Raw genomic sequence first — 16,686 nt, 5'->3', positions numbered from 1 at the left:
GAGTGCTAACTTGTATAGTTTAGTGATGACCTGTCGTGCCAATAATATTAATCCGTATTACTACTTCGCACACTTATTCAAAGTGCTACCAACCCGTACTCCACAAGATGATCTCACCGATCTTATGCCCTGGAACTTCCCAATAGATGAGGCCTAATAAGGCCTCACTGCTTAATTGCGCGCTTACATATCAACAAGTATTGTAATTGACTACCTTCATGAGGTGTAACACGTAATGGTGACCACTAAAGAGGCAATACATTTGGGATATAGACCTTCACTTAAACGTACTTTGTGGCAATTCAGGCAGCCACTCACAGGAATTAAAGCTCAAGGAACTAAATTTGAGAAGTATCAGCAAGAGATTGACTGGTATAGACACATATAGATATTTATATATGGACTTGTATCAGTATAGGTTTACTTACCTCTACAGGCTCAGGATTTTTACATAATAATACAACTTAAAGATATCTTATTAAGACCATTTAAGACAAGTATTATTATAATGATTAAATTCTTCTTGTTGTTATTATAATCAGTGATACATTAACAATATATTCATTCTTTATGTTTATTAAAGATAGAGATATTAATTAAGATTGTATTACTTATTATAACTTTCATACTAATGATATCTTTTATGATGTATCAATAATCCTTTAAGTATATTAAATGAATACTATTAATATCCCTTATATCCTTACACATCAAAAAGTACAACACTACGTCATTCACACTGGCAACAAAAATAATTAATGCTGAAGGATGACTTCTGAATAATAGCAATAATGGTATAGTGAAATCACCATAACAACCATGTAATACAAAATCCCTGATACTGGCAGACTCTTAAGCAGATTAACTTCTGAGGTTTCACTACGTCTGTCATTCAGGGATATCCATCAACTTAATATTATAAGCTAAATATAAATAAGTGATAGACTATTATGTATTTCACTACTTTGGTCTTAGCTTGTTTATAGCATCCAATCTTTATTATATTCCTCGATTATTTTATCATATAGAAAATTTAATTCTCTAACATAATCACCATTTATATCATGAATGTTAACTTCCTTTTTAAAGATAATACTCTTAAATGTTAAATGATGGAAATAAGATACTTTAGAGAAATTATTCAAGTCCAAACAAAAATAAACAATCTTATTTATTTCTCTTGCCACATTATAATATCGATTCATTAAAACTAATGTTTCGTCATCACTAATAGATATTTTTTTATTTTTTAAGATTACTTCAGTTTTTATATCAATAAAAAAATCCTGATGAAACCCATAAGAGTTCAAATTTTCTTTAACTATATTAACTTTAGACTCGTAATTTTTAATAATCTCATCTTTATTTTCTAAACATTGTCTTTTCCCTATTTCAATAGAATCAATCTCACCTTGAAAATCAAATAGCATCATATCAATATTAAATACATCATATTCTACAACCCTATGCAAGATAGCATGATATTTCTCTAATTTTAAAAGAGAATCTCGATGATTCTGAAACATCTCTGGATGTGTTATTTGTTTCTTCCAAGCACCATAAGCACCAAAGGCAACCCATGCAGCAAAGACTGTAGCGAGTCCACCTAAAAGGCTACCAATAGAACCAAGCAATGAACTTAAATCAAGTAACCACTTAGACGCCTCAGGTGTTGTTTTCCCCATGAGATAGCCAAGAGACAGTAACGGAATGACTGCTGCTAAGTACATCACTATCGTCATGATGAATTTAAATTGGGATAACTTACTTAGAGCTAACTTACGAATTGATTCAAAAGGATTATTCATTGATAGGTTCATGAGGATATTAAGACAATTATGGTTATTATATGTCTATTCATACTCACTGGTAAGCACTTTAGCGTCACTAATATTCCTAACCGTATAGACTTAATCAATAGCCCATTGGTTACTCACTCCTTATGTCGCTATTCAATATCATCTTTTCCCATTCCACCAGCAAAGCACCAAGTGAAGCACTGAAAAGAGAGAAACATATACACACAAATAAACAAACACACTGACATAACTTAAGGAGTAATCACAATATGACAAATAATAGACTTAATAAAACTTAACAATCATTATTCAGATTATTATCACTGTGATTCTGTGGTGATTTCATCAACTTGATAACCTTCACTTTCAAAAAATATTATAAATTCATGTCTCACCATGTAAGTAATCAATTCTACGAATTTACCCCAATGCCTGCCTCTTGTTACTTATGGGCGATACCTTTACAGATACAACAAAGCCTTGACGGTCACCACAAAGGTCATCACAATGTGGTATTCATCAAGGCTTATCTTCAAGTGTTACAATGAGTTAGATATAGGGATTAACCTAATTTTATTCCCACTCGATCGTTGCAGGTGGTTTGCCTGAAATATCATAAACAACACGAGAGATGCCATTTACTTCATTGATAATACGATTCGATACTTTACCTAAGAAATCGTATGGCAAGTGTGCCCAATGTGCAGTCATAAAGTCGATAGTTTCTACCGCACGTAGCGATACAACCCAATCATATTTACGGCCATCGCCCATCACGCCCACTGAACGTACAGGTAAGAACACGGTAAATGCTTGTGATACTTTATTGTAAAGATCAGCGTTATGCAGTTCTTCAATGAAGATTGCATCAGCACGACGTAGCAGATCACAGTACTCTTTCTTTACTTCACCTAATACACGTACACCTAAACCAGGCCCAGGGAATGGGTGGCGGTATAGCATGTTATAAGGTAAACCAAGTTCTAAACCGATCTTACGTACTTCATCTTTAAATAACTCACGTAATGGCTCAACCAAGCCCATTTCCATATCATCTGGCAAACCGCCAACGTTATGGTGTGATTTAATCACATGTGCTTTACCCGTTTTAGACGCTGCTGATTCGATTACATCAGGGTAGATAGTGCCTTGTGCTAACCACTTAGCATTTTTCAATTTCTTTGATTCTTCATCAAAGATATCAACGAACACGTGACCAATTTTCTTACGTTTAGCTTCAGGCTCATCAATACCTGCAAGCGCATCTAAGAAACGATCTTCTGCTTTAACATGAATGATTTTTAGACCAAAATCATCACCAAACATGTCCATAACTTGCTGGCCTTCGTTAAGACGAAGCAAACCGTTATCAACAAATACACATGTTAGCTTATCGCCAATCGCGCGGTGAATAAGCATTGCAACTACTGATGAATCAACACCACCAGACAGACCAAGGATAACTTCATCGTCACCCACTTGTTCTTTAATACGTGTAATCGCATCTTCAATAATATTAGCTGATGTCCATAGCTTTTCACAGCCACACACATTCATCACGAAGTTTTCAATTAACTTCATGCCTTGACGAGTATGCGTTACTTCAGGGTGGAATTGCACCCCATAGAAACGTTTGTCTTCATTTGCCATCGCAGCAAATGGACAGGTATCTGTTTCAGCGACTTTAATAAAATCAGCTGGAATTTCAACAACTTTATCACCGTGGCTCATCCACACATCAAGCAATGGTGTACCATCAGCAGCAACGGCATCTTGAATATCTTTTAAGAAAGCCGTTTGCTCAACAATCTTAACTTGCGCATAACCAAACTCACGCTCATCAGAACCAGCAACTTTACCACCCAGTTGTTCTGCCATGGTCTGCATGCCGTAACATACACCAAATACAGGAACACCCGCTTCAAATACATACTGTGGTGCGCGAGGAGAACCCGCTTCAGTTACGCTTTCAGGACCACCAGAAAGAATAATACCGTTTGGATTGAAATCACGGATATCAGCTTCATCAACATCCCAGCTCCAAAGCTCACAGTAAACGCCGATTTCACGGATACGACGGGCAATTAACTGAGTGTATTGCGAACCAAAATCCAAAATAAGAATACGTTGGTCATGAATATTTGCGGTAGTGGTCATTATAGAGCTATCTCAAAAATTGAATGTATTGGGGGCTATATCTAGCCCCGATTTTATCTAACTTCGCAACTTAGGCAATCGTTTTCGTCGAAAGACTACCGACTGCCGAAGAATTAACCCATACGGTAGTTAGGCGCTTCTTTTGTAATCGTTACATCATGCACATGAGATTCTTTCATCCCAGCACCTGAAATACGTACAAATTCAGCTTTCGTGCGTAAATCTTCAATCGTTGCAGAACCCGTTAAGCCCATGCTTGAACGTAAGCCGCCCATTTGCTGATGAACGATTTCTTTCATCAAGCCTTTGTAAGCAACACGGCCTTCAATGCCTTCAGGCACAAGTTTGTCTGCTGCGTTATCAGATTGGAAGTAACGGTCAGAAGAGCCTTTTGACATTGCGCCAAGTGAGCCCATACCGCGGTATGACTTGTATGAACGGCCTTGGTATAGTTCAACTTCACCCGGTGCTTCTTCAGTACCGGCGAACATTGAGCCAACCATTACACATGATGCACCCGCAGCGATTGCTTTACATAAATCGCCAGAGTAACGAATACCACCATCAGCAATAACCGGAATACCGTATTGGTCAGCCACAGAAGCTGCTTCTGAAATAGCGGTGATTTGTGGAACACCCACACCTGTAACAATACGTGTAGTACAAATTGAACCAGGGCCGATACCGACTTTAACTGCACTTACACCGGCTTCAATCAGTGCGCGAGCACCTTCAGCGGTTGCAACGTTACCGCCAACAATAGGCAGATTAGGGAAAGCAGCACGAGTTTCACGAATACGTTGTAAAACGCCTTCTGAATGACCATGAGATGAATCGATAAGTAATACGTCAACGCCAGCTTCAACCAGTGCAGCAACACGTTCTTCATTACCCGCGCCAGCACCAACAGCAGCACCAACACGTAAACTACCGCGAGCATCTTTACACGCGTTGGGTTTACGTTCTGCTTTTTGGAAGTCTTTCGCAGTAATCATGCCTTTTAGGCGGAAGTCGTCATCAACTAGCAGTACCTTTTCAACGCGGTACTGTTGCATGATAGCTTCAACTTCTTCGCGAGATGCGCCTTCTTTAGCAGAAGCCAGCTTCTCTCTAGAGGTCATTACTTCTTCAACTTTAATTGAAAGGTCAGTAACAAAACGAACATCACGGCCAGTAATAATACCAACTAATTCATTGTTATCTGCAACCACAGGATAACCTGCAAAACCATTTTCTAATGTCAGACGTTTAACATCTGCAATAGTATTATTCGATTTAACGGTAACAGGTTCTGCAACAACGCCTGCTTCGAACTTTTTAACCATGCGAACTTCAGCCGCTTGTTGTTCGATAGACATATTCTTGTGGATAAAACCAATGCCGCCCTCTTGAGCAAGTGCAATGGCTAGGCGACCTTCAGTCACTGTGTCCATAGATGCTGATAGCATAGGAATGTTAAGAGCAATCTCTTTCGTGAGACGAGTGCGCAGATCGGCAGTGTTAGGTAGGACTGTAGAATGAGCAGGAACTAGTAATACATCATCAAACGTCAACGCTTCTTTTTTAATTCGTAACATGCAATATCTCACACCAATTTAAAGGTTTACAAAGAAGATTAAAATATTGCGAACGGATTATACGTATGAAGCAATCGTTTGGCTAGAATTATTTTTATTTTTTTAATTGACAAAAAACAATTGCTGAGTAGTATATTTCGGTTAACTATCCGGTGATGCGGTCGACGAAATACGGCCAAGATCTGTCCATTGATCTGCCTAGGCGTTTTTTGTTCTATTTGATAGTTTTCTGACCGCCTGCCGCCACTCATTCGTTAGCAGGTGCCTCACTTCGTGACTCTATTCGCTTCTCAAAGCCAATCCAACGATCGTATCTACACCGTTTCCAGCCTCAATGCACAAGTCCGTCTGATTCTTGAAAATGAAATGGGGATTGTTTGGCTTGTCGGTGAATTGTCGAATTTCTCGATGCCTGTTTCTGGTCACTGGTACTTCACCCTTAAAGACGCTCGTGCTCAAGTAAAATGCGCGATGTTCAAAGGCACCAATCGCCATGTCAGCTTTAAACCGGGCAATGGTAATCAAGTTTTAGTGAAAGCGCGGTTATCTATTTACGAGCCTCGTGGCGACTATCAACTAATCATTGAAAGCATGCAACCTGAAGGTGATGGTCGTTTACAGCAACAATTTGAACAACTAAAAATGACCCTTGCTGCTGAAGGATTATTTGCTCAAGCATTGAAAAAACCATTACCACAACACCCTCAACGTGTCGGTATTATTACCTCTAAAACTGGGGCTGCCCTGCATGATATTTTGCAGGTGTTAAAGCGTCGAGATCCAAGTTTAGCGGTGGTTATTTATCCCACTATGGTACAAGGTGATGGTGCAGCAATATCGATTGCTCAAGCGATAGGACGGGCAAATTCACGTCAAGAATGTGATATTTTAATTGTCGGTCGAGGGGGCGGTTCATTAGAAGATTTATGGGCCTTTAACGAAGAAATTGTTGCGCGTACTATTGCCGCAAGTCAGATCCCAATCGTCAGTGCTGTCGGTCATGAAGTCGATGTCACTATTGCTGATTTCGTCGCAGATATGCGTGCCCCAACGCCATCAGCAGCGGCAGAATTGATCAGCCGTGATAACAGCACTCAAGCAGATAAAATCAAGCATAAACAACAACAATTACACCATGCGATTCAATGTTATCTCTCTGAACAAAAACAGCATATTAATCAATTAAATCATCGTTTAGAACGTCAACATCCCCAACTACGTTTGAACCAACAACAGCAACATTTGGATGAGATAACCCGTCGATTACAGCAGATAATGCTGAAAAAAATACAAATACAGCAACAACGTATTACTCAAAACCAATATAAGCTGTCACTTCACTCACCACAGCAACGCCTGCAACACAATAAAACAGCACTGATAAATGCCAAACACCGCTTATTGGACGCCATGGATCGTAAGCTGCTCAATGCCAATCATAAATTAGTGTTAGCGGCTGAGAAACTCGATACGGTCAGTCCACTGGCAACTCTTAGTCGTGGTTATTCAATTACCCGTGATGATCAAGGCAGCCTCATTCGCCATTGTGATCAAGTTAAAGCTGGCGATCAACTGATCACTACCGTTACAGATGGAAAGATCTATACCACGGTAAATGATCAATAATCACAATAACGGCTCATCTTTTATGCCGCAATAGTGATCATTATTGCGGCATATATCTTCACTACAATGCTAATCTGTAACGATATTAAATACACTTTTAACTCGTGACTTTGATTTTAACTCATTGCAATGGTTACAAAAATAACTTGCAGAACCACACGCTTGTAACTTCTCTAGCTGCTCTGAACAGTCAGGACAAAATGCCGTTTTAGACACTTTTTGTTGGCAATAATCACAAAAATATCCCTGATCTTTCCAACTCAATTCACTTTCACATTGTGGACAAATATTTTCACTCACTCGATGTAACTCCTAAATAAATTTCCTCTAGCATGCAAAATTATCCGGTTAGACGCTACTAAAATTAAAGCCTTTCAATGAATATTTGACGCAATAAATCCTCACCGACCACATCTCATCCTGAATACATGATCCCTAAGATGATCATTACCCTTATGGGTGATCATCGTGTTAATTAACCATGATCAGCGATCAGCTAGTAAAAGAACATTTATCAATACACATCCCGAAAGCATAAGTTACATATCCTGCATATGGATTTTAAACAGCATAAACCTCTAGTAAACTCGAGATCAATCCGTATATAACAATATTTAATAAAATAGGTTAATGCCAAAAAAAAACTAAATATAAGCTTAAATAACTACTGATAACACCACCAAACATGATCGTTACCAGTCAATATAATACTACTGAGAAAGGACTGCCACGCTAGAGAACAAAAGAAAAGATCAGTGATAACAGCGATAAAAAAATCGTCCGAAGACGATTTATAGAGAATAAAAAAGTCATTATTTATGCGACGATCGCCGTCGTTATCATGACTAATTCTTGATCCGAGATAATTTCAAACTTTACAGCTAACGCCTGATATTCAGCTAATGAGGTCGCATGCGTTCCACCACAGGGTATTTCAATTACCCCTTCAAGGCCTAGATCACATTGCCAATAACGACAATCGGTTAATGCATCGCCTTCACGACGCATCACAATTGGCGTCGCTAATGCTATCCATAGCGCTAATTGTTGGTTAATTTTAACGGTTATTTGGTCAATATCCGCTATCATTTCTGCACTATTAAGCCCACGTTTACGTAATGTTTTACCCAATCGATAATGATCGGTACTGCAATTTTCACTGACAAGACTCTTTTCTTGCGCATAACTATGAAAATCGTAATTACCTAATTCATCACGTCGAGTTGGATCTTTACGCCAAAAATCACTATGCAGCACTTTATTCAATGCCAATGATGATAAATGACCGCCGCTATGACCTCGACTTAAACCTTGCTGGTAGCCCTTATCAACCACCAGTGTTACCTCTGCTCCTACGGCAATAACCAATGGCAATGCTATATAGTGAGCCACCACAAACACCCATCCCTCAGTATCACGTTTAACGGGAATGTCACTCGCGATATACAATTGCTGAGTCGCTATTTCTATTGCACCAACAACACAGTCTGTAACCGAGTAATGCTTAGTTTGATAGATCAAATCACCGCGATCAGCAGGATGATCAGGCCAAATATGACTGACAGGATGAAAAGGTGTTTGTGCAGTAACAATCCAAATGCCAGTGTTTTTATCAGTAGCAGCGACACAAACGACAGTCGTGTTTATTTGCCACTGATTTTGAGTGAACAATACATTCGTCGGCATAACACTGATTGACGTAACAATAGTTGGCGTAACACTCGTTGGCGTAACAGCAGCCATGATATTTTCCTTATAAAAAAACCCAACACGAAGGCTGGGTTTTTACATTTAGAGACAACGCACTATATCGCTAAATTACTTTCTGCGATCGTGTAAAGCACTGGTTAAGCGCTTACGTTGACGTTCCTGAGAAACAGTCAACTTTTGCTTTGTCGTTTCAAATGGGTTCTCGCTATTCTGGAATTGAATTCGAATAGGTGTACCCATCATTTCTAATGACTTACGGTAGTAGTTCATCAGGTAACGTTTGTAAGAACCAGGAAGGTCATTTACTTGGTTACCGTGAATAACAATAATTGGTGGGTTATAACCACCAGCATGGGCATATTTTAGTTTCACACGACGGCCACGGATCATTGGTGGCTGGTGATCATCTTGTGCCATTTGCATAATACGGGTTAGCAATGATGTGCTGATACGCTTAGTTGCTGACTTGTATGCTTCAATAACTGATTCATATAAGTGACCAACACCAGTACCGTGTAATGCAGAAATAAAGTGAATACGCGCAAAGTCAACAAAACCAAGACGACGATCAAGTTCAGACTTAACACGCTCTTTAACGTCGTTATCTAAACCATCCCACTTATTAACAGCAATCACTAATGAGCGACCAGAGTTCAGTACAAAACCAAGTAAACTTAAGTCTTGATCTGAAATATTCTCGCGCGCATCAATAACTAACAATACGACGTTAGCATCTTCGATAGCTTTCAATGTTTGAATAACAGAAAACTTCTCAACCGCCATGCTCATATTCTTACGGCGACGAACACCTGCGGTATCAATCAATACGTACTCTTGACCATCACGTTCCATTGGAATGTAAATAGAGTCGCGAGTTGTTCCCGGCATGTCGTAAACAACAACACGTTCTTCACCAAGAATACGGTTAGTTAACGTTGATTTACCCACATTAGGACGACCAATGATAGCCATCTTAATTGGTTGTTCTTGGAGACGTTTATACGCAGCTTCAGCATCTTCTTCAGAAAGGTTTGCTTTCTCGATGTCTGCAACTGAGGTTAAGTCTTCAAGAGTCAACTCACCACCTTCTTCGCCATTTTCAGCCGCTAACTCTGCATTTAACTTGTCAGAGAATGGTGCTAACGCACGTTCCATTAGCGCTGTTACGCCACGGTTTTGGGTTGCTGCAATTTGGAACATCGCATCAACGCCTAAGCGCCAAAATTCAGCACACGCTGTATCAGGGTCAATACCATCAACTTTGTTAACCACTAAAAATGTTGGCTTTTCACGGCTGCGAAGGTGTTTTGCAATTGCTTCATCAGCAGATGTTAATCCTGCACGACCATCAACTAAAAACAGTACAACGTCTGCTTCTTCGATTGCCGCTAATGACTGTTCAGCCATTTTAGTTTCAACACCTTCCTCAGTGCCATCAATACCACCGGTATCAATAACAATAAATTCGTGCTCTTCTAGCTCAGCTCTACCGTATTTACGATCCCTAGTTAAACCAGGAAAGTCTGCAACTAGTGCATCCCTCGTGCGGGTAAGACGATTGAACAACGTCGATTTACCCACGTTTGGGCGCCCGACAAGGGCAACAACAGGAATCATAACTACCTCTTATTTTTCATAGTCTTAATTGACATAAATCCGTCCATTCTTGCCTCAAATAAGCATATTTACTTATCTTCATCCGACAATAATATACACAACGGATATAACAACAACGGCTCCAACTGCATAAGACAGCTGGAGCCGACAAATTAATCTAGCGACAGTATACCGACTTATTTCGATATTTGCATTTTGTTGATTTCACCATCACGGGTCACAACTATAAAGCCATTATCGTCTAGCGCAACGGGCGGTACCGCAATACCGCTACCATCAATTGATTCTTGTGAAACAAATTCACCTGATTGAGTATCTAACCAATGCAGGTAACCTTCAGCATCGCCCATTACTAAATAGCCATCAATAACAGCAGGCGCACTCAGTTGACGATATTGAAGATCTTTGTTTTGCCACAGTTCAGTACCACTACGCGCATCAACGGCAACGATATGATCTTTGGCGGTCACTAAGAACAACTCATTACCGTCAACAACAAAGTTTGTTGCTGATGAGTAATTACGCTTCCACGCAATTTGACCACTACGAAGATCAATTGATACTAGTGAACCATTATAGCCAATAGCATATAAACGATCGCCAGAAATCACTGGCGCAGCATCTACATCTACTAAACGATCAATTTCAGTTGAACCTTTCGGGGTTGAGATTGATTGCTGCCATAACACACGACCATCATTTAAGATTGCGCCTTCTAAACGGCCATTTGATAGCCCCCAGAAAACACCACCAGAAATAGCAACCGGTGAACTGGTGCCACGTAATGTTAGCGTTGGTATCTCATTGCTGATTTGCCATTTGCTCTTACCTGTATCAGCGTTAAGTGCTTCTAGCACACCACTACTGGTATTAACAACCACAATTCCATTATCGACTAAAGGTTTTGATAACACTTCACCAGCGACTTTAGCACGCCAAACTTCTTTACCTGTTTCGGCATCTAATACGATAACATCCGCATTTTCAGTGCCCATAAAGATTTTGCCTTCGGCTAATACTAAGCCTCCAGAAATTTTAACGCGCGTGTCTTTTTCTAGATCGTTTTTCCATAACACTTTACCGTTATTGGGATCTAGAGCTTCAACCAAACCATTACGATCAGCAACAAAGATCTTGCCTTGACCAACCACAGGGGTCAGTTTTGAATAATACCCCGAAACGCCGTCACCAACGCTACGACTCCAATCTGTTTTCGGTGTGAAGGTATTATCAACTTTTGGCAATGGTGCCATATGAATTGAATCAACTTCACTCGCACAACCCGATAATACACTCACAGCAATTGCGACTGCTAAAGCTCGTTTTAACACCTTATGCATCATGTCCGCCTTATTGAGCTAAGTCATTAAGCTTCATTTGCAATGCTGGTGATGAACCATCTTGCTGAGCTTCTATATATGCTTCACGTGCCGCAGGAATATCGCCTTTTTGCAATAAGATATCACCGCGTAATTCAGCAATATTTTCATTCCAACTTGGGATTGTAACTTTTTTAAGTTCCGCTAAAGCTTGATCAAATTTTTGTTGTTCGGCATAAATACGTGCTAAACGCGTTACTGCTAACGGTAAAATTGCGTTATCTTTAGTGTTACTGATTACCCAATTAAGTTGCTTAACCGCACCATCAAGGTCGTTATTCTCAACTTGAACTTTCGCTAATTGTAACGCTGCCAAAACAGCATATTGACTGTCTTTGTTAGCTTCAATGAACGTTTGCGCTTCAGTGACAGCAGTTTTACTATTATTGTCGAGAGCTGTAACTACTTGAGTATAGGAGTCAGATGCTAAATGCTTAGCAATATGGACTTCAGACTGGTAGTAACGCCAACCTAATAGACCGCCTAAACCAATCACGGCGCCTAGAACAACGGCTTTGCCGTTATCTTGCCACCACGATTTTATCGCTTCAACCTGTTGTTCTTCTGTGGCGTACTCGTTCACTTCCTGTCCTCTCTTAAATCAATGCTGCCAGCTTCGCGGCAACCTCGTCCTGTGCTATGGTTGTTTGTTCACCACCATGTAAATCTTTAACCACTACGGTGTTTTGTGCAATTTCATTTTCACCAAGAACCAATGCAATTGCTGCACCTACGTTATCAGCGCGTTTAAATTGCTTTTTAAAATTACCGCCACCAAAGTTAGACATAATGCGTAACTGAGGTAATTGATCACGTAATTTTTCTGCAAGCATCATACCTGCTGCTAAAGTACCTTCTCCAGCGGTTACCATGTAAACATCAACCGAACGACGAACATCGTCTTGCTCTAATGCTTCCATCAGTAATACTAGGCGTTCAAGTCCCATAGCAAAACCAACTGATGAGGTTGCTTTACCACCTAGTTGTTCAACTAGGCCGTCATAACGACCACCACCACATACTGTACCTTGTGCACCTAAGCTATCAGTGATCCACTCAAATACAGTACGGTTATAATAATCTAAACCACGTACAAGGCGTTCATTTACTTGATATTTGATGCCAGCAGCGTCTAATAGTTCACATAATCCAGTAAAATGTTGCTTTGATTCTGGATCGAGGTACGCAGAAAGCATTGGTGCATCAACAAGAACTTCTTGAATCGCAGGATTTTTAGTATCTAAAACACGCAATGGATTGGTGTACATACGACGCTTAGCATCTTCATCTAATACATCCATATGTTGCTCAAGGAATGCAATTAGAGCGATACGGTACTCTGCACGTGCTTGCAGTGAACCAATAGAATTTAACTCTAGACGAACATGGTCATTAATACCAAGTTCACGCCATAAACGCGCCGTCATCATGATAAGTTCAGCATCAACATCAGGACCATCAATACCGAACACTTCCACGCCAACTTGGTGGAATTGACGGTAACGGCCTTTTTGTGGACGCTCATGACGGAACATTGGACCCATGTACCATAGGCGCTGTTCTTGATTGTAAAGCAGACCGTTTTCGATCCCAGCACGCACGCAGCTTGCTGTACCTTCTGGACGTAATGTTAAACTATCACCATTACGATCATCAAAGGTGTACATTTCTTTTTCAACAACATCCGTAACTTCACCGATCGCACGTTTAAACAAATGTGTCGACTCAACAATTGGCATACGGATTTCATTGTAACCATATGCACTGATCACTTGTTTAACAGTACCTTCGACTTTTTGCCAAAGTGGAGTTTGTGTTGGAAGGCAATCGTTCATGCCTCGAATTGCTTGAATTTGTTTCGCCACGATTATTCTCAGTTTTCGATGGGGATTTAAATCGAATATATAATTTATTGCAGAAATAGTGAACCATACTGCCACAATAACAGCATGGTTTTTGCTATTTTATCTTATTGCGTAATATCAATGCGATTGTTTAGGTCTAACATTGAGGCTTTTGCGCGGATTTTCGCCTCAAGTTGATCAATCACATTGTCGTTATCAAAGCGCTCTTTTTGACGAATACCATCTTCATAGAACGCACTCTTACGACTACCACCAGCAATGCCTAAATGTGATGCTTCTGCTTCACCGGGGCCATTAACCACACAACCAATAATAGAAACATCCATTGGAATCACGATATCTTCTAAACGTTGCTCTAATTCATTAACCGTTGCGATAACATCGAACTCTTGACGAGAACAGGTTGGACAAGCAATAAAGTTAATTCCACGCGAACGAATACGCAGTGATTTTAAAATATCAAAACCAACTTTGATCTCTTCAATAGGATCGGCGGCTAATGAAATACGTAAAGTATCACCAATACCTTCCGCTAATAACATTCCTAAGCCCACAGCAGATTTCACTGAACCTGCACGCGCGCCGCCCGCTTCAGTAATACCTAAATGCAATGGCTGTATAATTTGCTTCGCTAACTGACGGTAAGACTCAACCGCTAAAAACACATCAGAGGCTTTAACACTGACTTTAAATTGATCAAAGTTAAGGCGATCTAAAATCTCAACATGACGCAAAGCTGATTCAACTAAAGCAGCAGGCGTTGGCTCTCCATATTTTTGTTGAATTTCTTTTTCTAACGAACCGCCATTAACGCCAATACGAATTGGAATATTGTTATCACGCGCACATTCAACCACAGAGCGAATACGATCTTCACGACCAATATTCCCCGGATTAATACGCAAACAATCAACGCCGTATTCAGCCACTTTTAATGCGATACGATAATCAAAATGGATATCAGCAACTAAAGGAACATTGACTTGTTGTTTAATTAATTTAAACGCTTCGGCGGCATCCATTGTCGGCACTGAAACACGAACAATATCTGCCCCTACTTTTTCCAACGCGCGAATTTGCGCAACCGTTGCCTCAACATCCGTCGTTCGGGTGTTGGTCATTGACTGAACGGCAATCGGAGCGCCATCGCCGATAGGAACATTACCGACATAAATTCGGCTTGATTGACGACGTATAATGGGTGATTCGTTATGCATGTTTTATCATTCTCTATTACTGCGGCAACGTTAGCGTTACAGGTCGACCTGCCGGATAACGGCTAAGATCGAAAGGTTGCCCTTTAATTTCTATTTTAACGGCACTCGGTGCACCAAGTCGAACTCGGAATGGTGCCTTGCCATTAATATCAAGTGTTTGACCTGCTGTCTTAATACCACTTTCGAGACGTTTACCATTCGCGTCACGAATATCAACCCAACAATCGGCAGCAAACGTTAATTGTAATGTTGGTGCCGCTTCAACCTCAGGGGCCGCAACAGGTGTCACTGTCGCTGGATCTTTTATCTCAGTCTCTGCTGTCGTTGCTACTACAGGTTCAACAGCAGGCGTTACGGCTTCAGTATTCACCGCCGGTGTTTGAGTTGCATCGGCATCAGTAGCTACCGTTGTTACCACTGTTGTTGCTGGAACATTCGTTGTTGTTCCGTCAGTGACAGCGACATTATTTGAGGTAGTAGTGACCACTGCTGATGGTTCTACAACAGGAGTAGTAACCGTTGGCGCTTCAACATTAGCAACATCAACCGCTGGCGTTAGGTCGCGATCTAAATGACTGTTTTGCCACCACCATACAGCAGTAACACCAACAAAGATCACGGCTAAAATCCATGTTAACCCCATTATACGGCTATCATGCGCCTCACGGTTAGTGCGACGTGAGAAACTTTGCATTTCTTGTGCTTTAGGTTTTGAGTGGCCGTAATCATCTAACAAGGCAACTACAGCAACATCATCTAACCCAACATATTTTGCATACGAACGCACATACCCTCTGGTAAATGTAGATATCGTAGCACTATCAAAACAGTTATTTTCGATATCATTAATAACAGATAAGCGTAATCGTAATCGATTCGCGATATCTATTTGCGAGTATCCAAGTTGCTCTCGCGCCTGACGAAGCATATCGCCTGGTCGTGCAACATTATCTGGTTGTGGTGAATCGTTATGTTCAGTATTCATTGGCTAGATAATTCTGATATTGCTGAGAATCAGGAAATTGTTCTTTTAATAAGTTAGCGTATTTAGTGACCAAAGTTAACCGTCCAGTTTGGTTTTCTAACTGAATAAGCAACAACAAACTATTTGCTGTATGCCCATATCGCTTATTAAATTTAAACAACAGTACACGAGCGTCTTTATAATTATTAGCGTCTAATTCTAGTCGTGCCAGTTGTAACATTGATTTCGGACGATATGGATCATGAGAAAGTGCTTTTTCAAAATAATCTATCGCTTGTACGTCATTGCCTTGTTTACTACTACATAAACCTGCGTTTTCATAACTTGCCGAAATAAGATAATAGTAAGGTTGGTTGATGGCTTTAACAAAAGCACTGATGGCTTCGTCATAACGCCCTTCACTACATAAAAATGCCCCATAATTATTAAGTACATCACCATTTTTAGGTGCGTCCTTTAAGGCTTTTTTATACATTTTTTCAGCGGCGTCTATTTCTCCAACCTTTTGATAATAATAGGCCATCGCATTTTGTACACGATAGTAATCAGGAGCATAAGCTAATGCTTGCTCCAAATTTTCACTTGCACGTTGCCATTGGCCTACTTTTAAATAATTTAACCCTAATGTCATTCGTGCTTCAGCAGCATCAATGGCATTAAATTGTTCAGCGCTATCTTCTACCGTCACAGTGGCACATCCGGCCAACAGTAAACAAGAAAATAATGGATAGTTCATCCATCGTATCATTTTTAT

General features: G+C 40.2%; 14 protein-coding genes. 2 read left to right on the top strand and 12 right to left on the bottom strand.

All coding sequences use genetic code 11. The features are described from left to right. Positions 1-157 (top strand): transposase domain-containing protein (locus BTO21_RS01125; RefSeq protein ID WP_146107823.1); only part of this gene is annotated, 157 nt, incomplete at its 5' end. A gap of 823 nt (positions 158-980) precedes the next feature. Here the strand turns inward: BTO21_RS01125 and BTO21_RS01120 are convergent. From BTO21_RS01120 to guaB, 3 genes are all read right to left on the bottom strand, one after another. Beyond that, on the bottom strand, positions 981-1,808 hold the full coding sequence (locus BTO21_RS01120; RefSeq protein ID WP_045030737.1) for a hypothetical protein: 828 nt from the start codon (positions 1,806-1,808) through the stop codon (positions 981-983). 564 nt (positions 1,809-2,372) lie between these two features. Next, positions 2,373-3,956: a glutamine-hydrolyzing GMP synthase gene (guaA, locus tag BTO21_RS01115; RefSeq protein ID WP_045030740.1), complete on the bottom strand. Its 1,584-nt coding sequence runs from the start codon at positions 3,954-3,956 to the stop codon at positions 2,373-2,375. Between the two features lie 113 nt (positions 3,957-4,069). Next, a complete protein-coding gene (guaB, locus tag BTO21_RS01110) occupies positions 4,070-5,533 on the bottom strand; it encodes an IMP dehydrogenase (RefSeq protein WP_065194877.1) in 1,464 nt (487 codons plus the stop codon). A gap of 273 nt (positions 5,534-5,806) precedes the next feature. Here guaB and xseA point away from each other — a divergent pair, with 273 nt between their 5' ends. Next, entirely contained in the window at positions 5,807-7,159 is a 1,353-nt protein-coding gene (xseA, locus tag BTO21_RS01105; protein ID WP_045030745.1) for an exodeoxyribonuclease VII large subunit, read from the top strand. 69 nt (positions 7,160-7,228) lie between these two features. Here the strand turns inward: xseA and BTO21_RS01100 are convergent, their stop codons facing one another. The 9 genes from BTO21_RS01100 to pilW form a co-directional block, all read right to left on the bottom strand. Next, entirely contained in the window at positions 7,229-7,459 is a 231-nt protein-coding gene (locus BTO21_RS01100; protein ID WP_045030747.1) for a zinc ribbon domain-containing protein, read from the bottom strand. Positions 7,460-7,975: 516 nt separating this feature from the next. Then, the gene (locus BTO21_RS01095; RefSeq protein WP_239998034.1) at positions 7,976-8,902 is read right to left on the bottom strand and encodes an alanyl-tRNA editing protein; all 927 of its coding nucleotides are present in this window, start codon (positions 8,900-8,902) and stop codon (positions 7,976-7,978) included. Positions 8,903-8,977: 75 nt separating this feature from the next. Next, the gene (der, locus tag BTO21_RS01090; protein WP_045030749.1) at positions 8,978-10,486 is read right to left on the bottom strand and encodes a ribosome biogenesis GTPase Der; all 1,509 of its coding nucleotides are present in this window, start codon (positions 10,484-10,486) and stop codon (positions 8,978-8,980) included. Positions 10,487-10,662: 176 nt separating this feature from the next. Further along, positions 10,663-11,826 (bottom strand): outer membrane protein assembly factor BamB, encoded by a 1,164-nt coding sequence (gene bamB / locus BTO21_RS01085; RefSeq protein ID WP_045030751.1) that lies wholly within the window; start codon positions 11,824-11,826, stop codon positions 10,663-10,665. Between the two features lie 10 nt (positions 11,827-11,836). Further along, positions 11,837-12,448: a YfgM family protein gene (locus BTO21_RS01080; RefSeq protein WP_045030754.1), complete on the bottom strand. Its 612-nt coding sequence runs from the start codon at positions 12,446-12,448 to the stop codon at positions 11,837-11,839. Positions 12,449-12,461: 13 nt separating this feature from the next. After that, on the bottom strand, positions 12,462-13,730 hold the full coding sequence (gene hisS, locus BTO21_RS01075; protein ID WP_045030756.1) for a histidine--tRNA ligase: 1,269 nt from the start codon (positions 13,728-13,730) through the stop codon (positions 12,462-12,464). A 104-nt stretch (positions 13,731-13,834) separates the two neighbouring features. Continuing rightward, positions 13,835-14,947, bottom strand: coding sequence for a flavodoxin-dependent (E)-4-hydroxy-3-methylbut-2-enyl-diphosphate synthase (gene ispG / locus BTO21_RS01070; protein ID WP_045030757.1), 1,113 nt, complete (start codon positions 14,945-14,947; stop codon positions 13,835-13,837). 16 nt (positions 14,948-14,963) lie between these two features. Next, on the bottom strand, positions 14,964-15,932 hold the full coding sequence (rodZ, locus tag BTO21_RS01065; RefSeq protein WP_045030759.1) for a cytoskeleton protein RodZ: 969 nt from the start codon (positions 15,930-15,932) through the stop codon (positions 14,964-14,966). Further along, positions 15,922-16,680, bottom strand: coding sequence for a type IV pilus biogenesis/stability protein PilW (gene pilW / locus BTO21_RS01060; RefSeq protein ID WP_045030761.1), 759 nt, complete (start codon positions 16,678-16,680; stop codon positions 15,922-15,924). Before pilW ends, rodZ begins: the two co-directional genes overlap by 11 nt. Positions 16,681-16,686: the final 6 nt, after the last annotated feature.

This window comes from Photobacterium phosphoreum (genome assembly GCF_002954725.1).
In the GTDB taxonomy this organism is placed as follows: Bacteria; Pseudomonadota; Gammaproteobacteria; order Enterobacterales; family Vibrionaceae; genus Photobacterium; species Photobacterium phosphoreum.
Note: the sequence above shows the minus strand (reverse complement) of the source record. Positions and strands in the feature narration are given on the sequence as shown.